At 41.6% G+C, this 22,205-nt stretch carries 20 protein-coding genes; 10 read left to right on the top strand and 10 right to left on the bottom strand.

The genetic code is table 11. The features are described from left to right. Positions 1-129 precede the first annotated feature (129 nt). Complete coding sequence (locus tag BLR84_RS05775) at positions 130-1,446, top strand: sensor histidine kinase (RefSeq protein WP_143013837.1); 1,317 nt, start codon at positions 130-132, stop codon at positions 1,444-1,446. A gap of 14 nt (positions 1,447-1,460) precedes the next feature. Here the strand turns inward: BLR84_RS05775 and BLR84_RS05770 are convergent, their stop codons facing one another. Together BLR84_RS05770 and BLR84_RS05765 are read right to left on the bottom strand one after the other, a co-directional pair. Further along, a complete protein-coding gene (locus BLR84_RS05770; protein WP_090465580.1) occupies positions 1,461-2,732 on the bottom strand; it encodes a DUF1501 domain-containing protein in 1,272 nt (423 codons plus the stop codon). Between the two features lie 18 nt (positions 2,733-2,750). Continuing rightward, positions 2,751-4,730 (bottom strand): DUF1800 domain-containing protein, encoded by a 1,980-nt coding sequence (locus BLR84_RS05765; protein ID WP_090465577.1) that lies wholly within the window; start codon positions 4,728-4,730, stop codon positions 2,751-2,753. A 181-nt stretch (positions 4,731-4,911) separates the two neighbouring features. Between BLR84_RS05765 and BLR84_RS05760 the strand changes: the two genes are divergently transcribed. After that, positions 4,912-5,304: a hypothetical protein gene (locus BLR84_RS05760; protein WP_090465574.1), complete on the top strand. Its 393-nt coding sequence runs from the start codon at positions 4,912-4,914 to the stop codon at positions 5,302-5,304. A 546-nt stretch (positions 5,305-5,850) separates the two neighbouring features. Here the strand turns inward: BLR84_RS05760 and BLR84_RS05755 are convergent. Then, the gene (locus BLR84_RS05755) at positions 5,851-6,750 is read right to left on the bottom strand and encodes an SMP-30/gluconolactonase/LRE family protein (RefSeq protein WP_090465571.1); all 900 of its coding nucleotides are present in this window, start codon (positions 6,748-6,750) and stop codon (positions 5,851-5,853) included. A 320-nt stretch (positions 6,751-7,070) separates the two neighbouring features. On the opposite strand from BLR84_RS05755, the gene BLR84_RS29625 reads away from it, so the two are divergent. From BLR84_RS29625 to BLR84_RS05740, 4 genes are all read left to right on the top strand, one after another. Beyond that, positions 7,071-7,343: a hypothetical protein gene (locus tag BLR84_RS29625; protein ID WP_143013836.1), complete on the top strand. Its 273-nt coding sequence runs from the start codon at positions 7,071-7,073 to the stop codon at positions 7,341-7,343. A 1-nt stretch (position 7,344) separates the two neighbouring features. Beyond that, entirely contained in the window at positions 7,345-9,066 is a 1,722-nt protein-coding gene (lysS, locus tag BLR84_RS05750; protein WP_090465567.1) for a lysine--tRNA ligase, read from the top strand. Positions 9,067-9,390: 324 nt separating this feature from the next. After that, positions 9,391-10,176 carry a hypothetical protein gene (locus tag BLR84_RS05745; protein ID WP_090465565.1) on the top strand — a complete coding sequence of 262 codons (786 nt, stop codon included), beginning with the start codon at positions 9,391-9,393 and terminating at the stop codon, positions 10,174-10,176. A gap of 96 nt (positions 10,177-10,272) precedes the next feature. After that, positions 10,273-10,926 (top strand): hypothetical protein, encoded by a 654-nt coding sequence (locus tag BLR84_RS05740; RefSeq protein WP_143013835.1) that lies wholly within the window; start codon positions 10,273-10,275, stop codon positions 10,924-10,926. Positions 10,927-11,112: 186 nt separating this feature from the next. Here the strand turns inward: BLR84_RS05740 and BLR84_RS05735 are convergent, their stop codons facing one another. Beyond that, complete coding sequence (locus BLR84_RS05735) at positions 11,113-11,613, bottom strand: hypothetical protein (RefSeq protein ID WP_090465560.1); 501 nt, start codon at positions 11,611-11,613, stop codon at positions 11,113-11,115. Positions 11,614-11,905: 292 nt separating this feature from the next. Between BLR84_RS05735 and BLR84_RS05730 the strand changes: the two genes are divergently transcribed. Further along, on the top strand, positions 11,906-13,366 hold the full coding sequence (locus tag BLR84_RS05730; RefSeq protein WP_090465557.1) for a serine hydrolase: 1,461 nt from the start codon (positions 11,906-11,908) through the stop codon (positions 13,364-13,366). 242 nt (positions 13,367-13,608) lie between these two features. On the opposite strand, the gene BLR84_RS05725 is transcribed toward BLR84_RS05730, so the two are convergent. Continuing rightward, positions 13,609-15,996: an ABC transporter permease gene (locus BLR84_RS05725; protein ID WP_090465554.1), complete on the bottom strand. Its 2,388-nt coding sequence runs from the start codon at positions 15,994-15,996 to the stop codon at positions 13,609-13,611. A gap of 457 nt (positions 15,997-16,453) precedes the next feature. Here BLR84_RS05725 and BLR84_RS05720 point away from each other — a divergent pair, with 457 nt between their 5' ends. Both BLR84_RS05720 and BLR84_RS05715 read left to right on the top strand, forming a co-directional pair. After that, positions 16,454-17,014, top strand: coding sequence for a hypothetical protein (locus BLR84_RS05720; protein ID WP_090465551.1), 561 nt, complete (start codon positions 16,454-16,456; stop codon positions 17,012-17,014). Between the two features lie 167 nt (positions 17,015-17,181). Further along, on the top strand, positions 17,182-18,276 hold the full coding sequence (locus tag BLR84_RS05715; protein ID WP_218128210.1) for an MBL fold metallo-hydrolase: 1,095 nt from the start codon (positions 17,182-17,184) through the stop codon (positions 18,274-18,276). Positions 18,277-18,374: 98 nt separating this feature from the next. Here the strand turns inward: BLR84_RS05715 and BLR84_RS05710 are convergent, their stop codons facing one another. The 4 genes from BLR84_RS05710 to BLR84_RS05695 form a co-directional block, all read right to left on the bottom strand. Continuing rightward, positions 18,375-18,878 carry an SRPBCC family protein gene (locus BLR84_RS05710; RefSeq protein ID WP_090465548.1) on the bottom strand — a complete coding sequence of 168 codons (504 nt, stop codon included), beginning with the start codon at positions 18,876-18,878 and terminating at the stop codon, positions 18,375-18,377. Beyond that, positions 18,878-19,195: an ArsR/SmtB family transcription factor gene (locus BLR84_RS05705; RefSeq protein ID WP_090465545.1), complete on the bottom strand. Its 318-nt coding sequence runs from the start codon at positions 19,193-19,195 to the stop codon at positions 18,878-18,880. Before BLR84_RS05705 ends, BLR84_RS05710 begins: the two co-directional genes overlap by 1 nt. Before the next feature lie 54 nt (positions 19,196-19,249). Next, positions 19,250-19,630, bottom strand: coding sequence for a DoxX family membrane protein (locus BLR84_RS05700; protein ID WP_090465542.1), 381 nt, complete (start codon positions 19,628-19,630; stop codon positions 19,250-19,252). 147 nt (positions 19,631-19,777) lie between these two features. Further along, positions 19,778-20,554 carry a helix-turn-helix domain-containing protein gene (locus tag BLR84_RS05695; protein ID WP_090465539.1) on the bottom strand — a complete coding sequence of 259 codons (777 nt, stop codon included), beginning with the start codon at positions 20,552-20,554 and terminating at the stop codon, positions 19,778-19,780. Between the two features lie 122 nt (positions 20,555-20,676). On the opposite strand from BLR84_RS05695, the gene BLR84_RS05690 reads away from it, so the two are divergent. Further along, the gene (locus BLR84_RS05690) at positions 20,677-21,150 is read left to right on the top strand and encodes a YybH family protein (protein ID WP_090465535.1); all 474 of its coding nucleotides are present in this window, start codon (positions 20,677-20,679) and stop codon (positions 21,148-21,150) included. A gap of 147 nt (positions 21,151-21,297) precedes the next feature. Here the strand turns inward: BLR84_RS05690 and BLR84_RS05685 are convergent, their stop codons facing one another. Then, complete coding sequence (locus BLR84_RS05685; protein ID WP_090465532.1) at positions 21,298-21,957, bottom strand: hypothetical protein; 660 nt, start codon at positions 21,955-21,957, stop codon at positions 21,298-21,300. Positions 21,958-22,205 lie beyond the last annotated feature (248 nt).

Here is a 22,205-nt window from a genome sequence, read left to right as displayed (position 1 = left end):
TCAGGTAAATATAAACTTAAACGACATTTTGGCTTGTTATTATTTGAAAAATTTCTTATTAAATTTTGATATTTTTGCCCAACAACCTTATATGCGATACAATTGAATACTCATTTCTTTTTTAATAGCTTGCCGGCAAAGTACAGAGCATCATACCGGGATTATTATACCTATCAAAACCTGGTAGCTATAAGGGCCGGAAGTATGATATTCTTGCTGTTGAATGTTATTATAAGGATATTGTATTTTGTTTTTCCGGTAAGCCTTACCCGCGCCCAAAATTTCCCGGAATTTAGCTTGAGCAATTGGGTGTTTATTATCATCACACCCGTTTTTCTGATCCTGAGCAACCTGTTCATCGCCAATTTCAAAAGCCATAAAAAAGCGACTGCCGGTATGGCACTCCTGGTATTTTCATTTTCGATATACATCATATCCTGTGGCATGTATTCAAGCTTTATTGCCACATCCGATCCAAGCAATGCTTTAACCTTATATCTTATTGCCTTAAGCCTGATAAGCGCCGTATATGTTTTTGAGTACTACGAAACCATTATACTGATCATCACTATCGAGATTTTGTTCACCGCCCTTTTGTTTTACAGCCAAACCAACTCTACCCAAATGGTGTATAATCAATTGATTTCGGCTATTCTGCTTTCTGCCTTTTATCTTACCTCCAGGTACTTTTTTTCTTACAAGGTTAATTATTATCAGCAGGTGATCGAGATCAGGGAAAAAAATGTAGAGATAGAAAAAGCGGGCGAATTTAAGAACCAGGTGTTAGGCATGGTTGCACACGACCTCCGCAACCCGATCGCGGCGGTAGAATCACTGGCCATGATCATGGAAATGGATCATGACCTGAACGAAGAAATGCAGGAAAACCTGAATATGATGAAAGCCTCCTGTGTTAAGGCAAGAACCATTATTGACGATCTGCTGGAAGCCGCACGTAATGACACCGGCGATGTTTTTGAAATGGAAAGAACGGAGCTGAACCAGTTACTAAAAGGCATTGTGAACGATTGGGAGATACAACAGGACCTTAAAACAGACGTCATACTCACCAGTCATATCAACCCGGCTTATGCCAAGGTGAATAAGGAGAAACTGCACCGGGCCATTGATAACTTGATCAGTAACGCCATCAAATTTTCAAAAGACAATAGCCGCGTAGATGTCAGGCTGAATAAAAAGGACGAAGAATTGGTTATTGAAGTACAAGACTATGGCCTTGGTATACCGGCCGACATGCTTCCAGACATATTTACCCGTTTTTCAAAAGCACGCAGAACCGGCCTCAGAGGCGAAGAATCAACCGGCCTGGGCTTAAGTATTGTACACCAGATTATTGAAAAACACAGCGGCATCATCGATGTAGAAAGCATTGTAGGTCGTGGTACAGTTTTTTATATAAAACTACCCATTGCCTGGCTGGGATAAGATATCAAAATATATTATCCTCGCATTACCCCTATCCTGTCTCCCTTCCAATCCGGGAACAGCATCTGATCATTATTAATGTTCAGATGCTTGTCTGCCACTTCGCTGAATACACTTCTAAAATCTGTTGTTACCGCGAGGTCACGACCATCTTCGAGGTTTTCTACTGCCAAGGGCTTCATATCGCCATGCACCAGCCCACCATTAATATCATTCCCTAAAATAAAATTACATGATGCCCGGCCATGATCGGTACCGCCTGTGCCATTCTGATGTACGGTGCGGCCAAATTCGGTCATGGTCATCACGGTCACGTCGTCCTGGTAAGCTTCCAGATCACACCATAAGGCGCTAATGCTATCGCTCAGGTCGGCCACGTTACGGGCAAATATGCCGTTTTCTGTTCCCTGGTTAAAGTGCGTATCCCACCCGTTCGATTCGGCAAAGGCTACTTCCAATCCTACATCCATTTTAACCAGCTGGGCAATTTGTTTTAAGGAATTACCCAGGGCCGAATTTGGATATACCGCGTAATTGGCTGGTGTATAGTTTTTAATATTTGTTTTTTGCAACATTTTAACTGCTTCAAAGCTTTCTTTACCGGTTTGCTTTAACAGGCCGGATGAGGTTTGATCATACAGATCTTCAAAGCTTTTGGCAGCCATATTAGCCCCAATCGGGTTACCGCGCATCTGGATGGCGAAATCTTGCAGATTACTGATAGACACCGAGGGGTTATCGCCATAAAAAGACCGCGGCATAGCCGATGTCATGCTCACAGCGGTAAAAGGTGTTAGGGCATCGTGCCCCAATAAGCCAACCGCCCGGTTAAGCCAGCCGCTTGAGGTACCTTTATTAAAAGGCGTACCCGACTCCATATAGTCCTGGGCGTCAAAATGCGAACGGGTATTGTTTGGCGACCCGATGCCCTGCACTATCCCCAATCGTTTTTCACGAAACAAAGGCTCAAAGGATTTCATGGACGGGTGTAAGCCAAACCTCCCATCCAGGTCGATCAAGGGATTATTGTTACCTGCTTTTGCTGCCGACATAAACAGCGTTGGCCGGGCGTCTTTTAAATATTGATCGGTAAATGGGGTTACAGCCATCAGGCCATCCATCGCACCTCTTTGAAATATACAGATCAGCGTTTTACGTTTTTTATAGGGCGATATGATCTTTTCGCTTGCGGCGGCTTCGGCTAAAAAGCCGGGAATCCCACCCATTAAACCTACGCCCAATAAGGCTAAACCTCCTGATTTTAAAAATCCTCTTCTTGATACCATGATCTATGTTTTTATAGATTAACGTCGTTGATATTCAGGTGAACCGATAATCACTCCTACTACCTGCCCCAGCATGGAGTTATTGCCACCAGTATTTTGCATGGCTGTTACATTATTTGACCGCTTACCTTGTGCAGCCAATTTATTATCGGCCATCATCTTCTCCGGAGCGGTCATGGTCATACTGGCAGGCTGCCCTTCTTTTACATAAAGTTTGTTGGAACTTGCTTCATCAACTCTTTGTGCCAGGTTCGGGTCGGTAAGTAGTGGCGTAAGGCGTTTGATGGTTTCGTCGAGCTTACGCTCCGGCATGATCAATTTGCTGTAGATCGTTAACGCAGCCTGCGCACTCTCGGGTTCATGATGATTGTTTAGCGCGGCCAGATCTATCTTTACACCGGGTATACGGCCGGTAGCCAAAGCCAGGCCAAAATTCATACGATTAAGCAGTGCACCGGTATTGATCCAGTATTGTCCCTTATCCGGGAAACCGGTTGGGGCCTGGTAATAATACACCCGCTCGCCCATTTTATTGATCCAGTTATACAGTTGATACGGTTGTTCAATATTAGCGTGCAGACTGCGTACAGAGCCTATAGCCAGTTCAAAAGGCGATTTTGTTTTTTCGCGCAAGGCTGATGAATTCCAGAATTCGGGCGCGCTTACCATGGTAATGAGTACCTGTTTAATATCACCATCCTTAGCCAGGAATGTTTTGGCCATTTTATCTATCAGGCTTTGCGGTGGATTGTCGCTCACAAAACGCACGGCTATTTTGCGACTGATGAATTTTGCTGTAGCCGGACTATGTGCCAGCATAGATAATAACTGTACCCCTTCCTGATATCCTTCATCCGGGCCAAAATGCTTGCCTAAAACCATCTTCTCTGTTTTATCGTGACGATTGGCATTAAATAAGAAATCGCTATCGCGAACAAAGCCTCGTTTTTCCAAACGATCGGCACCTATTTTATCCATTATATTTTTCCCCAGCTTACCGTATTGCCCTATGGGGTAAATTGTCCAGCCGGTTAATACTTTGGCCGCCTGGGTTACATCCTGTTGAGTGTATCCTCCATCTACGCCGAGCGTGTGCAGTTCCATCACCTCACGGGCATAATTCTCATTTAGCCCCTGCGTATTTTTTGCTTTCTGTAATTTATTCATCAGCGCAGCACGCCTGCCGCTATCCACCATCTGACCGGGCATATTTTGCATCTGCGCGGCACGGATCAGCTTTTTTGCTGCCGGTACATCACTGTTAGGAGCCGAACTCGTAAAGTTATCCAGGTAATACAACATAGCCGGTGATTTGGCGGTAGCCAGCAAAATATCATTGAATTTACCCAGAGCATTAGGGCGGATCACATCGCGCTCATAGGCTGGTATAAATTGCGCGCAATCGTTTTTGGTGATGGATACATTAAAATGGTTGAACCAAAAGCTGGTCATTACCTCCCGCAACTGGTTATTGGTATAAGCGGCACGCAATATCTTTTGGTTGATAAACTGCCTGAAAAGTTCCTGCTCTGGTTTCATACCATTTTGCTGCATATAATTTTGCAGCACATCGCGGTAAGCTTTCTGATCAGTTTTCACAGAGTCTTTATTCACTACGCCAGCACTTATAGCCATACGCAGTACCTGCGCATTTTTCGGAAACTCATTAACCACCTGTGTATTACTCAGCTTAAGGGCATCATATGGCGCTAATAGGCGGTTAAGAGAATCATCCGGAAGATCGGCATCCATTTGCTGTTTAAACCAGCTTTCCAGGCCTGTTTTTACAACCTCATCAATTTCGCCAGGCGTGGCTCCATAGGTGAAGCGGTTTAGTAAATGTGCTGCTGCCTGTCTTTCCGTTAAGCCTTGTTGCCGGTAAGGAAACTTCCATCTGAAAGGCGAATTATGATTATGTGCAACAAAAAACGAGGAAAGCGATACTGTTCCCAAAATCAACAACGTGATACAGCAGAGGTACTTTATGGTCTTTTTCATAGATGATCATTTGCGCAGGATCATGAATTTATAGATGCTTTGACTTTAATATGACACTTTGGTTTAACTATAAATTTGAGTTTTTTATGTTAAGTCTCTGTTACTTACATTCATTTTATATTTGTTAAACCAAACGAGCCTCCGTTTGTCATACCTAACAAACCATTCATAAAAAAAGATAATGAAAAAATTAATTCTAATCATAGCCTTAGTAACCAGCTTAAACGTATTGGCCAATGCCCAGCAACAAACCGCTAAAACGCCTGCTCAAAAGGCGGCGCACAAAACGCAAAACCTGCAAAAGAAACTAAAACTAACTGCAAATCAAACCAAGCAGGTGAACGCCTTATTTTTAACTGAGGCTACACGCGTAGATAGTTTAAAAGCGCATAAGACTAATAAAAAAACCAACAAAGCCGCTCATAAAGCAATACAAGCCCAAACAGATCAAAAATTGAATGCCCTTTTAACCGCCGATCAGAAAAAGGCATTTGCCGATCTGAAAGCTGCTAAAAAAGCAAAACATGATCAGAAAAAAGCGGCTAATGCGGCCGACGCTGCTCCAAAGCAATAATTTAATACGATCAAATAAAAATTCTGAAAGCTGTTCCTGTTTGGAGCAGCTTTTTTATTTACCTGTCCGAAATGTCCCGGCCTACGCTCTTTGTAAAGAAATGTTTCGTTTTTTTGATCCTTTTTTGTCAGCGAAAAGCAATTTAATTTGCAAACCAGGTACAAAAATCATGTTCAATTTACAAAATCCCATCAATGCAGGGGTAATTATTAACATACACTACATGATAAATCTAATTGATATTCAGCGTTTAGCTGTAAAAAGTACACTTATTTGATTATTAATATCATACTCCAAGTATCATATGATTAACAAATTGTTAACACATAAATATTATCATTGAAACTATTGCAATATAAAACATACTTTGTATATTTGTACCATAGTTATTGTAAGGAGCTGACAGGCAGCAAACGATGGTTCGACTCCTCCCTTGCAACTCTTCTCATAATTTAGGTTTATAATTGGTTAGAACGCGCCCCTGCCCATCAGGGGCGCTTCTTGTTTCTATACATTTCTAAAACAAATTATACAGCAACAAGCATCTTAATCAAAGCCCTTCACTTTCATCTGCATGGTATACACTGCTTTTGAAGCGGTGATGAACAGAACATCCTTGTTTTTGCCACCAAAACATACATTGGCCGACCATGGCTCATCAATATCAATATGCCCTATTTTTTCGCCCTGGGGGTTTACAATGGTAACACCTTTGCCGCATAAGTAAATGTTTCCGCGCTCATCAATGGCCATCCCATCGGATCCCTGGGCAAAAAACTGGGTACGGTTACTCAGTGAGCCATCTTTGTTAATATCATATTTATAGATCTTGCTATCACCGATATCAGCTACATATAATGTTTTGCCATCAGGTGTACCTACAATACCGTTGGGGCGTACAAATTTATCATCTACAATAACCGCTTTATGTTTTCCTTTGGCCAGGTAGTACAATTTTTGTCCATCCAGGTCAGGCTTTTTGCGGGTCCAGTAATCACGTTGATAGTAAGGATCGGTGATGTACATTCCGCCATTGGGGTGTATCCAAACATCGTTCGGGCCATTAAATAGATGCCCTTCATAATCCTTCAGCAGAACGATAACTTTACCTTTTGGGCTGATAGACCATAGCTCATCCTTAGCATCGGCACAGCTGATGAGGTTGCCCTTTTTATCAAAATACATCCCGTTGGAGCGGCCCGCGCTATCCAGAAAAACCGACAGCTTACCATCGGTATCATACTTCCAGATCTTGTTATTGGGCTGATCGGTAAAAAATATATTGCCCTGCTTATCTACAGCGGGGCCTTCGGTAAAGGAGAATTGTTTGGATACCAGTTGTGGTTTGGTACCGGCATCATACAAACCCGGAGCATCCTGGCTAAACGCCCTGCCCGAAAGCGCTACTAAAAAAAGGAATACAGGAGCCAATTTTTTCATCATCATTATATTAGGTTTTTCAAATGTTAAAATACGGAGTTCAAAAACTTTTTAAACCTTTAATTTTAACACTTTTCTCATCAAAAACAGCATAAAAACAGGTCAAAACCGCTCAAAAAAACCTCATTTTAACACTTTTTAACAAATTTTAACACAGTTTTGAGGAGTTTTTTAAACTTTAAAAAGTATTAAATTATTGATTTACAGTAAATTAACATAAAATTGGTCAATTTTTGGTCTTGTTTTCTCTTAACCAAACAGCCCGGTTCTCTGATAAAAAGAGAACCGGGCTGCTGTATATATAAAGGTACAAAAATATAGGGAGAATGGCAACCCCATCGGCACACGATGCTGACCGCTGCGCTCGCCGCCCTTCTCTTCGTGTTACATTAATAAATGGCGTCATTGCGAGGTACGAAGCAATCTCTATGCTGTACAGAGAAAATAGGCATGGTCGCCCTGTATATGTAGAGATTGCTTCGTACCTCGCAATGACGCGTGAAGAAAAAGAGCCCCCTCTTTCATCCGCAATAAAAAAACTCACCATCAAACTCATTAAAAACGCTATTTTTGCAAATTATTTAAAATACCGTTTATAGCATGAGTATTGCACTATCCGAACAGGAAATTATACGCCGCGAATCTTTACAACAATTAAGGGCATTGGGTATTAACCCATACCCTGCCGAAGCTTTTGATGTTAACGCCTGGGCACAGGATATTACCGATAACTTTAAGGATAAACCCGAGGCCTACCAAAATGTAGTAATTGCCGGCCGTATCATGACCCGTCGTATCATGGGTAGCGCGTCATTCGCCGAGATCCAGGATTCAACCGGTCGCGTACAGATATATCTGAAACGCGATGATATTTGTCCGGATGAGGATAAAACCCTGTACAATACCGTATTTAAAAAACTGCTTGACATTGGCGATTATGTTGGTGTTAAAGGTTATGTATTTTTAACCCAAACCGGCGAGATCTCGGTTCACGTTCGTGAACTGATCGTTCTTTCCAAATCGCTTAAACCACTGCCGGTTGTAAAACGCGAGGATGACGGTACCATACATGATGGTTTTACCGATCCGGAACTGCGTTACCGCCAGCGTTATGTGGATTTAACGGTTAACCCCGAATACAAAAACATTTTTATTAGTCGCTCTAAAGTCATCAGCGCTATGCGTGGTTATTTTAACGAGCAGGGCTGGATGGAGGTAGAAACCCCTATACTGCAGCCGGTGCATGGCGGCGCGGCGGCACGTCCCTTCGCTACACATCACAACACGCTGGATATGCCGCTGTTTTTGCGTATCGCTAATGAGCTATACCTGAAACGCTTGATCGTAGCCGGTTTCGATGGTGTGTATGAGTTTGGTAAAATGTTCCGTAACGAGGGCATGGACCGCACCCATAACCCGGAGTTTACCGCTATGGAGATCTATGTAGCCTATAAAGACTATATATGGATGATGAAAATGGTAGAGGAATGCCTGGAAACCGTGGCCCGTGCCGTGCATGGCATCCCGGTGGTACAGGTAGGTAAAAACGAGATCAACTTTGCGGGTCCGTATGAGAAACTGTCGATGTATGATTCGATCCTGAAATATACCGGTATCGATGTATCGGCCATGGACGAAGCTGCTTTGCGTCAAACCTGTGCCGAACTTAAAATAGAAGTTAACCCCACTATGGGTAAAGGCAAACTGATCGACGAGATCTTCAGCGCCAAAGTAGAAGCCAACCTGATCCAGCCAACCTATATTACCGACTACCCTATCGAGATGACCCCGCTGGCCAAAAAGCATCGCAGCAAGGATGGCCTTGTGGAGCGTTTTGAGCTGTTTGTAAATGGCAAGGAGATAGCTAATGCCTACTCGGAATTGAACGACCCTATCGATCAGCGTGAGCGCTTAGAAGAGCAATTGATATTGGCTGGCAGAGGCGACGACGAAGCGATGGCTATGGACGACGATTTTTTACGCGCCCTGGAATATGGTATGCCGCCAACATCGGGACTGGGTATAGGTATCGACCGTTTGGTGATGCTGATGACCAACCAGAGCACTATACAGGAAGTATTGTTCTTCCCGCAGATGCGCCCCGAGAAAAAAGCGAAAGTAGCCACCGCCGAAGATTTTGTAAACATAGGCGTACCCGCCGAATGGGTACCCGTACTGAATAAAATGGGCTTCAACACTGTTGAAGAACTCAAAGCCGGCAACCCCAACAAGGTTTTCAATGACCTGGGTGGTATGCGCAAAAAATTAAAGCTGGATATTACCATGCCAACCAAAGAAGTGGTTATGGCCTGGTTTGAATAGGTTTGAACCTTGATTTAAGGATTTTAGGATTGATATAATTTTTGAAGAGACGCATTGTATGCGTCTCTTTTTTGTTTTAGCGTAGGCAGACTTACGAAGTTTTGAAAACTTCGTAAGTCTTAAAACTTCGCCAGTTTAAGCGTCCACGCTTAAACACAAAATGGTGAGCGTCGACACTCACCTATCAAAAGCTCAAGCGCAGATGCTTAAACTGGCGGGGGGCACATAAACATCATCAATCTATTATTAACTGAAATTATTGTTTGAATAGGCAATAATTTCAGTTCTTTTAAATACCTTCGTATTATACTAAACCTTAACAATATGAATATCAAACAGTTAATAACTGATGCAGAGTTTCTTTACCTGCATCAACACTATTATGGCGCTCTTGCATTGAGCATGGTTGTAATTGGCGCCTCCTCGCGAAAAACGTACCCGAGCGGTACAGCTTCCATTGCTACCCCGCCTGGGCGGATGAACGATAAGGAAGCTTTTCAAACTTTTTTAACTGATAATTGGAAAGGTTTAAAGCCGAAATTGGAAGTTGATGGAAAAGGTTATAGCATGGCCGAAATACTGTATAAATTTTATCGATGCAACATCGTTCATGAAGGGGCTCTACCCCCAGAGTTCAGTTTCACGGATCAGGGTGACGAATCTTTAACCATCACTACCGGTGGTGGGTCACCGTTTACAATAAACAAGGTTTGGATTAAAGCATTACTTCATACTGCCAAAAGCGCAGATTGCAATCGTGCTGATTTTGGAATAAAAAAATATGAATTAAAGCTTACAGGAATCGATTTCGATCCTTCTAAACATTTGGTTGATGGCGGAATCGGCAGCAGTAGTAAAAAACTAAAGCCAGATTTTATAGAACATATTAAAGAATTAATTTTACTTCCTATAGGGCCGGATAAGCTAAGGGGCATTGATCAACAAACTATGTCCGATTTAATAAATGAGGGCATAAATGAAAGCATTATACCAGGCATCGCTCCAGCATTATATTGGAATAACATCATAGATAATAAAAATAATCTAACAGACCAAGGATTTTCTCTGATCAGCGATTTGGCTAATCACTATGAAAAAGTTGAAGTCTAAATTTTTATTCTCTCCGCTACTTCAAGCGTCCTGCTTGCGGTAGCTTAGGATAGAAGCGGGCAAAAGGAACACAAGGTCAGGCAGACCATGAGCCGAATGAAAAACGAAGGCGAACAGCGGCAACAGGATATTAACCGTGACGACGGGAGTGGAATATTAAAGACAATAACCATGATATTATTAGCGAGTACTACTGATCCAGTAGAAGGAAGTATTCTTCCTGTTATTTTTACAATTATTGGCGCAATTTGGACATTATCTGTTTTCTTTATCAATTACCAAAATGAGAAACTGAAAAAGAAGATAGAGCATTTTAAGTTATTGAAAGATTATAATGCAGAATTAAAGAAGTGGGCAAACAACACCATAGATTTAATGTCTACAGCTGGTCACCTTTGTTTACTTGATCCCAAAAAGGATTCGCAGTTTTACAACCAGCGGCACAACTTATTAATCGCTTTATCCGCCGAGATTGATAAAGGACGATTTTTTCTGCCGAACACCGAAATTGACGGGCATGGCCAATACAAAGCTGCGGCTTATCAAGGTTTTAGAGTAAAGGCATTAAATGTATTAGTCGATTGTTATGATTTAGTAAAGTCAATCGACTACATGGATCAGCAGAAAAATATACCTGTCACAAAACAGATAATGGAGTGTAAGCGCAACTTTGTTTCAGAAGTCCAAATACAGCTAGACCCAAGGAAATTCGAAATTGACTTTATAGAGACGATTAAACAAGGTCTTTAATAAACTGCCCGCTACCTCCCGCAAGCGTCTCCCGCTTGTGGTTATCATGCTGTGTAATGGTTATTTCCATCATTGTTTTAAATGCCACAAGCGGGACGCTTGCGGCAGCAGGTGAACTGAAACACACGTTAGCATGCACGCAGGTAGGTTTTACTTAGGAGAAGTACTGTTTGATTTCAAAACTTATTATTTTAGATCTATTTTATTTCGCTTATCCCACAGCCTCATCAGATTTATCATCCGAGAATCTGTAAGTTGCTGAGACCAAATCAAAGTTCTTATGCCGTATATCATCATCGCACAAGCCTTTCCGGCTTCGATAAAATGCCTAAATGCATTCCCATTTGGCAGTACTACGGCTCCCAAAATATAATTAAACTTTTCATGCCCAACATAAAAGGGATAATCATGTGTTGTTGCGCCTGCCATATAACCTATATCCTCAATGCCGTTTTCTTTGGTAACAATTCGCCGGGTGGTCAATATGCTATAGTTATCTGCATCAATAACGGTTGAACAAATAATCAATTCATTTTCTTCTACGTCTAATTGTATCTCCGGGTAGAGGTGTACAAAATCGGAATTGTTTTCATGAAACTTTGTCCATTTAAAGTCGTATGGTTTGAATGTATGTCTTTTAATCTCATATATAGAAAATCTATGAATTATTTGATCTGATTTAATCATTCTAAATTATTGTTAATCCGCATAAAAATAGGTCTTTCTATAGCTAATTAAAGAAAGAATGATCCCCGCTACCGCAAGCGTCCCGCTTGTGGTTACCATGCTGAGCAACTGTTATATTTCCATCATGTTTATAAATGCCACAAGCGGGACGCTTGCGGCAGCGTGGGTACGCTAAGCCGGGGCGGAAGCCCTCTATCAATTCCTTGTTACCCAACTGATAAAATTAAGTCTTTCAAACTGGCGGCATTTACATAAAACTATCCCTATTTTAGTGGGTATCACCGTCGCTTATATGAAATCAACTATTTTTTCCGGCGCTTTAGCTTTAGTATCCATTGTGGGGTTAACCACTTGTGGCCGAATCAGTGATACAGCGGAAAAAATACAACAAGTAGAAAATAACCTCACTACAGTTATACAGTCAGAAAATGATGGTACTTACAATTTAAAAGACCGCATGACCTATTATCATATTCATGGAGTAAGCATCGCGATTATTCATAACTATAAAATAGAATGGGCGAAAGGATATGGCTGGGCAGATGACAGTCTAAAAATACCGGTGACTACTCAAACTCTTTTCCAGGCAGGGTCAATCAGCAAGTCATTAAACAGTGTTGGAGTGCTTAAACTGGCGCAGGATAAAAAAATCGACCTGTACACAGATATTAATACTTACCTACGCAGTTGGAAATTTCCTCACGCCCCCCTTTCGAAAGGAAAAAAACTAACGATTGCTAATCTTTTAAGTCATACAGGTGGCTTAACCGTACACGGTTTTGGCGGGTATGAGAAAGGTGATGCCATACCCACAATCCTACAGGTGCTTGATGGAAAAAAGCCTGCCAATTCTCCTGCCGTACGCTCGATGTACGAACCGGGCCTTAAGTATGAATATTCGGGTGGCGGTATAACAATATCACAACTAATAGTGATGGATATTACCCATGAACCTTATGAAAAATTTATGTATGATAATGTATTGAAGCCTTTGGGAATGACAGCCAGCACTTATCAGCAGCCGCCAACAGATAAAGCACCTAAATTAGTTTCCGCAGCATACTATTCAGATGGGAAGCAGGTAAAAGGAAAATATCATATCTATCCCGAACAGGCAGCCGCAGGTTTATGGACAAATCCAACCGACCTTTGTAAATATATCATTGAAACACAATTAGCTTACATGGGTAAGTCGCATAAAGTGCTTAGCCAGCAAATGACAAACTTAATGCTTACTCCCTATGCTAATGAAAGTGCAGCCTTAGGTGTTTTTATTGATAGCTATCCGGATAGCACAAAATACTTTGAGCACGGTGGAGTGGATGAGGGTTTTATCAGCCAGTATTATGGAAGTATTGAAGATGGCAACGGTCTGGTAATAATGGTAAACACAGCAAACGGCGGAAACCTTATTCCCGAAATTGTAAACAGTATAGCCAAAGTTTACGGATTTAAATATCTAAATCACTCTAAAACAATCAAAACGGTTGATGTTCCTGATTCTGTTTTGCAAAATTATTCTGGCCAATATGAGCTTGAACCAAGATATATTTTAACTATATCAAAAGAGGATGGTAATCTGTTTGTACAAGCAACTGGACAAGAAAAAGTTGAAATATTTCCCGAATCGGAAAGTAAGTTTTTTTTAAAGATTGTTGATGCCGAAATCGAATTTATTAAAGGAGATAAAGGTCAAATAACAAAGCTAATATTAAATCAAAATGGCATACATGACGCAAAAAAGGTGAAATAAGTAAAAATCACTACCATCGCTCACGCCCCGCTCCCGCAAGCGTCCCGCTTGTGGTTACCATGCTAAGCAACTGTTATTCCATCATTGTTTATAAATGCCACAAGCGGGACGCTTGCGGCAGCAGGAGATAGGATTTTTTGTAGAGACGCATTACATGCGTCTCTTTTTTGTTGGGTATAATACTTTACTCTCCCCAAGCTGGGCAGCATTCGAACCTATACGGATCATCTCGTCTAAAAAACCTATTCGGCACGCAATCTCTTTATTGGGTTTTCTTTAGCTGCCTGAAACACCTTAGTCCCAATGATGGCCATGCAGGAAAGTACAACAATCAACAAGGTGCCGATATATGGTTCCGGGCCTGCATCGGGGTGATATTTATAGATCACCTGAAAAATAAATTTACTGGTGAACAAATACCCCAATGCCGAGCCAATTACAAACGCGATCAGGATAATGCGTATGAACTCCCGGTTAATTAATGCGATAATTTGCATCACAGAAGCACCAAGTACTTTGCGCATGCCAATTTCCTTACTTCGTTTGTCGATATTTAATGCAATTTGAGCAAACAAGCCTGATGCCGACAGGAGCAATGTAACCACAGCCAGGAAAAACGCAATCGACTTAAAACCTTGCGTCATCCTGAGCTCTTTTTCAATCAGATCTGATTGAAGATAACCCCGGTATGGAGCATTGGGGGCAACCTGGTGCCAGGCTGTCTGCAGGAGCCTGTTTACCTGAATCAATTTATTTTCATCTGCCCGCACCACCATAAATTTATAGTCGGCAGGTTTAGCCATGTGCAAAACACATGGCGGCACCAGGTCGTGTAAGCCATATTCTTTATAATCGTTAACAACGCCAACAATGGTGTATTTGGCACTATCCAGGCTTATGCGCTTACCAAGTGGTTGTTTCAACCCTAACCGCTGCACGAAGGTTTGGTTAACCAGGATTGATTCCTCAGCATCAGCATCCGTATTATAAAAATGGCGTCCCTGAATTAACTGGATACCCATAGTTTTGAGGTAGGCTTCTCCGCCAACTTTTGCTGCCTGTACCGGAATTTTCTCATTTTGGATTTTAACCGTTTGCGTATAAGTCCCGTCGCCAATTTGTTGCATACATCCTGCTACACTTTTTATTTCGGGGTATTGCTGAACTACCTGACTGAAGGCGGTATATTCCTGCGGACTATTTATTTCTACCACAGCTACCTCATTGATGGCATATCCAAAATCTGCTTTCTTCTGAAATGAGGCATTCTGTGACATCACGATACCAACTACCAGGGCAAAACACGACAAACTGAATTGTGCGATCAATAAAAAACGGGTAAAGCGATTGGAAGAACCCAGGGCTGTTTTGCCTTTGAGAATTTTAACCGGCTCAAATGAGCTGATATACATTGCGGGGTACAGCCCCGAAAAGACCGCGCTTACAGCAGGAATAAGTATTAAAAACAGCCAAAAACCATAGTCCCTTGCAAAGTCAGGTGAAAGGTCGATACCGGTAAGCTGAATAACCGTTGGTAATAGTAATCGCACAAAAAACAAGGCCAATGCTGATGCTAAAAGACAAAGAACAATATTCTCGGTAAGAAACTGCCATATCAGCTGCCTCCTGAGGCCCCCTATTACTTTGCGGATACCTATCTCCTTTAACCTTCCACTGGCAAATGCCACCGAAATATTAGTAAAATTAAAGCAAGTGATCAGCAAAATAAAAAGAGACATAATAACCGGAACAATGACCAGTACACCACGGGGATTAACTGTAAGCTGACTACCGTAAACGTATCCTGGCATATCAATATCCGAACTTGTAGCTAAACCAGAGAAGGGTTGGAGAAAAAAGCCTGTTACCGGCCAATCGATGTTGCTACGATTGTTAATCTGTACATAGGAGTTAAAAGTGCCTGTTATTAATTCGGCGGACTGTTTGTCTTTTAATTTTACAAATGTAGTAACAAGACCAGGGTTCTTCCAGCTATTAAATGCTGTTTGCTTATTAACAGGTGCGTTCTCAAATGAGGTGATGATGTTAAACTGAATACTTGAATTGGCCGAAACTTTCTGAGCCACGGCTGCAACCATATACACCTTAGGACTGCCATCTGAACCAATGATTGTCAGGGACCGACCGACAGCATTTTCTTTCGAAAAACATTTCTCGGCAAATGCCTCGCTGATAATTACCTGACCAGGTTGGTCAAAGCCTAACAGGCTTCCGCTTTTTAAGGGGAATTTAAAAAAATCAAATAAGCTCTTATCTGCGTAATGAATATGTTCATCAAATGTATTCTCCTCATGCTTTACTACAATGGCAGCACTACTGAGCCGGGCAACCCGTTCTACTCCTGATATGTCTTTCTCAATGGCCTTAGCTAATGGCAGTGGTGTAACACCCCAGGGCTGCTTATTCCCTTCAATCAACCGCATACTATTGAGCCGGTAAATCCGCTCGGTACCAGTATGGTTTTGGTCGAAATTAGTCCGGTAATTATAATTAAGATAAGCCAATATACAACAGGCAATAGCAAAGCCAAGACCTGCTATGTTAAGGATAACATAAACTTTGTTACGCCAAAGAACACGGAAAGCAATCTTTAAGTAGTTCGAGAACATAATTATAATTTTGATTATTGTAAGTTGTAGAGCTTGTCGAACTTCAAAAAGTACGCTAAATCTGCTTATCGACCTTGACAATTACTATGCCAGTAGCCCAGCTAACTGTTTTATAGTTAATTAGAACGCATCTTAAAAAGCACCCGTGCGAATACGGACGGTATAATTACCCGGGTGTCCGGTAACAGTACATCTTGCATTCATTCCCCTGCTCCCGCAAGCGCCCCGCTTGTGGTTACCATGCTGAGCAACTGTTATATTTCCTTATGTTTAAATGCCACAAGCGGGACGCTTGCGGCAGCGTGGGGACGCCTGATTTTCATTCCGGTTCCGTCCGGGGCTGACGATTCCGCTACTATTTTATAATTTATTTACAAAGTTTACATTTTTATTTACAATCCAAACCACTCGACCCGAAAAATATCAAACTAGATTAGCTGAATCAATTTGAAAGGATATGAAAAATAAAAAAATTCTCATCTATGTGCTGATCTTACCGCTGGTTGTGGTGAGCGGACTAGTATTTGCTAATCGTGTAATTAAAAATGAAACTAAGCCGTCCCCAAAACCGTTGTCCATTGCTGACAGGAAAGCCCACATGGCGGATGACAGGAAAAAATGGGAGGCTTCTCCTGACGGTATAAAATACAAAGAATGGGAGGTTTCTCCCGAAGGTAAAAAAGTGCACGCCAGTGCTGATAAAATAAGGAAGTACATAAAAGCTTTTGCCAATATGGAGGCCGTGGTAACCTCTGTTACTTTTCAGCGCACAAATGCGAAATCATCAGGACCAAAATGGCTTATAGTCAGAATTGATGGCGAAGAATACATGATGCAATTTATTCCTAAGGATTTTCAGCAGTTAAATAGCCTGAAAGTTAACGACAAAATAATTGTAAGAAGCCGCAGCGCAGGGTATTCGTCTAATCATCCATATTTGATTATATCGGGCGACTATATTGAGCGAAATAACAAGATACTTTTTAAACGTGATTTTAGCAAAAATAACCATTGTTGAGGATTAGGGGCAAATCTTGCCATTAAAATATGATGCATAATTAAATGCAAAAGCCCCGATACCGCAAGTCTGACGCTTGCGGTATCGGGGCTAATACCACTATCATGCTATACCCGGTTTCGGCGCTGATGAAACAATAAGTAAACCTTAACCGTTATTTGTAGGGTATGAAATACTGGTGTTTGAGGATGGGACTGGCTGCGTTGTTGCTGACAGAGGCGGTCGGCTGTGGCATGGTAAGATCGCTGGGGAAAAACCCGGAAGGTGGAGAGCTTGCCCGGTTGGATACTCTACCTAATTACAAAAATGGCAGTTTCGAAAATTTGGCTGAACGTTCCGACTCTACCGTCAAGCGCAGCCGGCTGCGTATGATGCTACACAGACGCCCTGAAACCATCAGGCCTTCTCACGCACTACCATGGGTTAAAACTGATTTAAAGACCCTGGCTGCTCCCGCACCTATCGTCGTTTGGTTCGGGCATTCGTCTTTACTGATCAAAACCGGGCAAGGTAATATACTCATCGATCCTATTTTTAGCAACCATGCCGGGCCGGTTCCTGGATTGATTACGGCATTTCCAGGCACTAAGCATTATCACGCAGAGGATATGCCGCCGATTGATGTGCTAATCATTTCGCATGATCATTATGACCACCTGGATTATCGCACTCTAAAAAAACTGAAAGACCATATTAAAACAGCGATAGTACCGATGGGTGTGGGTTCAGATCTGGTATACTGGGGATTCGATCCTAAAAAGATCATCGAACTGAATTGGAACCAATCGGTCATTCTGCCTGGTGGCCTCCGGGTCACCGCTACGCCGGCGCAGCACCGCAGCAATCGTTCTTATACCAAAGAAAATAAAACACTTTGGGCATCTTATGTGATACAAGCAGACCAGTACCGGCTGTTTTACAGTGGCGATAGTGGTTATGGACCACATTTTAAACAAATAGGCCAGCAATATGGTCCATTTGACCTGGCGCTGCTAGAATGCGGGCAATACAGTCCAAACTGGCCATGGACGCATTTGTGGCTTGGGCAAGCTGCCCAGGCTGCCGTCGACCTGCATGCCCGTTTGTTACAGCCTATCCACTGGGCCAAATTTGTAGAAGCCGATCATCCCTGGAACGAACCTATAAAAAGACTCCTGCCCGCTGCTAAAAAGCTGGGGATCCCAGTAAACGTTCCGCGTATCGGGGAACCTTATACTTTGGGTGATCCACCCAAGCAAGTAGTATGGTGGGATTTTGAATAGATCAGGGGATTCTGTTAGGGATCCGGAGTAGACAAAAGTCTTTAATTACCGTAGCAAATGCACACGCAACACGCGTACATTTGCTACGGATTATTCTTTTATTTTTTTAAGGCCAATAATAATTCATCCAATTTTTCCAACGTCGCCATCATCCCTTGTTCCATACCCATTTGGATAACCTGCTCCAGATCTGAAAGCGATTTGTAGGTGACGATAGTTTCTACCAGAGCGTTTTCTCCTTTATCGGTAAAAGTTACCAGCCATTCTGCACGGGGCAGGTCTTTATTTATTTCAGCTTCTGCATTACTGAAAGCATCTAAAGACGTATAGTAGTCAATCGGTTTAATTTTTACATATTCTGTATAACCCCAGTATTCTGTGCCATTTGGCTCTACCATTGCATAGTGCCAATGCCCTCCTTCGCGAAAATCCATTGATTTGGTCTTGGTAGTTAACGGTTTAGGGGCAAACCATCGGTCAAGTAATTCACTCTTGGTGTAACAGTCCCAAATCAATTGCCGGTCGGCTAAGAACTCACGTTTGATTGTCAGTGTATTTTTTTCCTTGTCCGCAATAAAGTCGAAGTACAAATTGTGATTCATTATTTTTTATTTTTAATAGTTGATAAAAGTTCATCAAGTTGTTGAAAGCGAGTTTCCCAAATCTGCCGGAATTGTTCCAGCCATTTGTCTACTTCTTTCATTTTGTCAATCTCCAATTGATAATAAATTTCCCGGCCCTGGTGCTCTTGTTTCACCAGTTCGCATTCAGTTAAAACCCTTAGATGCTTTGAAATTGCTTGCCTTGAGGTATCAAAATGCTCAGCAATACTATTGGGTGTCATTGCTTGTATGGCAATTAAAGCAATGATCGCTCTCCGTGTCGGGTCAGCTATGGCTTGAAAAATATCTCGTCTCATTGAAGTGTTTTTTATACCGGCCTTAATTATGGTAATCAAGCCCTGTAACCAAATTTATTTCCTGATCAGGGGCAGGTACTTTTCCCTATTGTCAATAATTACCCAAAGAATAATAGCGATTAGTGCAAATACAATAGGCAAACCGGATGGAGCCATGCTGATGTTGGTCAATAAAATGCCTATTAAAACAGGTACGATAACAATAGCGCCAAGAGGCCTGGTTCTGGGGAATATCAACAACAAACCGCCAAGGATTTCCGCTGCACCAACGAGGGGCAAAAGCCAACCAATTTCCATAAATGCCTTCCCGGCCTTTACCATTTTTTCGGGCAGATCCTTTGGCACAGGCATGTAGTGTAAGAATTTATCTAAACCCGCATTGATAAACATCAGACCGGCCAATAGGCATAAAACAAACAGAATTTTACTTTTCATAATTATTATAAATTTATATGAGAAACCAACTGGTTGCAAATATATGCGCAACTGACTGGTTTCGCAAATTTTATTTCAAAATTTTTTTCCAAAAGAGTCCCCTGGTAGTATGATAATTCGGGGGCAGGACATAGTCCATTTGGCATTTTAAAGCTTTTTTACCTGATTAGGCGTTAAACCAGTATACGATTTGAATTCCTTAATAAAGTGCGCCTGATCATAATAGCCGCATTCAAAGGCTATGGAAGTGAGCGGTTTAGGAGATGACCTTAATAACTCCAGGCTCCTGTTAAATCGATGAACTGAAAAAAACTTTTGGGGATTGATGCCAACCCAATCTATAAAAAGCTTCTGAATATATCGTTCAGAAAACCCATAGTGTGCAGACAGGCTTTGTATATTGAAAGATCGATCTTCGTTTGAAACATAGTTACACAAATGCTCAACTAATTTCAATTGGTGATTGCTCTTTTTATTCCTGATCAGTCGTTGAATCAAGAACGCTTCCAAAACTTCTATTTTCTGTTCTAAAGAGTGCTGCTCCATTAAGCGGCTATAAAAGTCATCCGATTCCTTATTGAAAATATCACAGAGGTCAATGGATTCATTGGTAAAATCAGAGGCCGGATTTGGAAAAAAAAGCGAGCTGGCATGTGGCTGGAATCGTGTTATCAGGCATGTATTCCCTTTAGTGAGGGCGGCCGTAGTCGGGATCGTCCAGTGCCCTAACACTTCCAAACAGGGCACCCTCATCGAATTATTCCCCCGGTGCCTGATAGTATCATTTGTGGAGATGTCTATACAGAGTTCCACACAACCGCTCGGATACATAACCTCCAGAACATCTGTATCGTGGCGGCATGTCCAGTAATTCTTTACAAAAGGTTTTAAAATATCTGACGGAAAAAATATCCTATCTCTCATAACTAACTAAAGATAATGACATTATAAAAATATCACTTTTCAATTCATATTTGTTCGTTCTTTTACAATTTTCCTTGTTTACTGGATTTTACTTTTGTTAAAACAACTTAAAATTCATCAAGATGAAAAATTACAAGAAATTTTTATTGCTTCTCTTCCTGTCATTTGCGCATTTCATTGCAAACGCCCAATCCAATCAAGACAATACATTATTACAGGAGGCAAAAAAGGCAATTGTAGCAAGCAATGCTACTTATTTTATCGCTATTGCAAAAAATGACGGCTCCATTCTTAATCATTATGCAGATGATGCTTGTTTGTTGCCCCCTAATTCCCCCATCCTTTGTGGCCGTGCCGAATTAGCAAAATTTTTTAAAGATGGATACGAAAACTATGGTCTGCGTGGAGGTAAATTCATCACCAAAAATATTTTCGGAGATGGCCGGCAGTATGTTACGGAAGAGGGTCTTTGGCAGTCTTTTGATGCTCAGGGAAAGGTATTTGACGATGGCAAATTCTTAGTTCTCTGGAAAAAGACAAAAAAGGGTTGGAAAATGTTCCGGGATTCGTTCAGCAGTAACCGTACACAAAAATAAAAAAGAGTAGCGCTTCCCAATTTACAAATACTGGCAAAAGCCCTGCATATCTGTGGGGCTTTTTATTTGAATAAAAATTGCGAAAATTAAAATCGATTCCAGTATTGCGAGGAAACGGTATATTTCATGGGCATAAGATCACCGCTTTTATTCCGCGCTCTTTATTTCCTCCTTATTCTCATCAGTTTGTTTGACCAGGTTATTCAAAATATTGGGCACGAACCGTTCGCTAAACCCGGCGATGAAACACCAAATGAGCAATTTGGCAAATGCCGGGTGTACGTAAATGATACGGTAAAAGAGGTCGGGTTCGGGAAATACCCTGCCTCCGATAAGGTCGGCAACAAATATAAGGGTTAGGATACCAGCAAATATTGCCCCAATGGTTTGAATGGAGATCAGCTCCAGCGGTGTGATATTACCCACTTCCTTTTTATTTCTTGCCCTGGTGATCAGGCTTACTGCAGCGCCGATCGCTCCAAATGCAGCAACGGCACTATAAATAGCAATCCGTGATACCATCACATATTCTCTTGATTCAGCATCCTGTCTCCAATTGAGTTCAGGTTTATTATTGAAGTAGACCGTGGTATCTTTGTTCAGCTTTTTTAGTTGTTGGATGTGAAGACTCCACAGTTGTTCCTGTTTTGCAGCGAGACGATCATGTTCATAGAAATCGTGGGGATGTCCCGCCAGGACTAAAAAATAAAAAAAAGGCATGCCAAGAAAAAAGGAGTAAAGTACCGCGATGATAACGAATGGACTGGTATTCTCCTGTGTGAGCGTCCATAGCTTAAATGCTTTCATGTGATGTGGGGTTAGGTTTAGGTAAATATAATTGATCAAGCTGATTTACTGCCAATTACATTGATCTAATTTAAAACTTAAAATTTATTTTATCCAATATCGGCGTAAATAATTCACAGTTTGGCTCTAAAAGGGTTTCGTTAGGAGATTATATCTTTCATTAATAATGAAAAACGATGTTCATCAAGTATTTCCTCTGCTTCATGTAAAATAGTATATTAAGGTTGGCACTTTATCTTTCTTAGTGG

Source organism: Mucilaginibacter sp. OK268 (assembly GCF_900103125.1).
Lineage (GTDB): Bacteria > Bacteroidota > Bacteroidia > Sphingobacteriales > Sphingobacteriaceae > Mucilaginibacter.
This window is presented reverse-complemented; position numbering and strand designations above follow the sequence as displayed.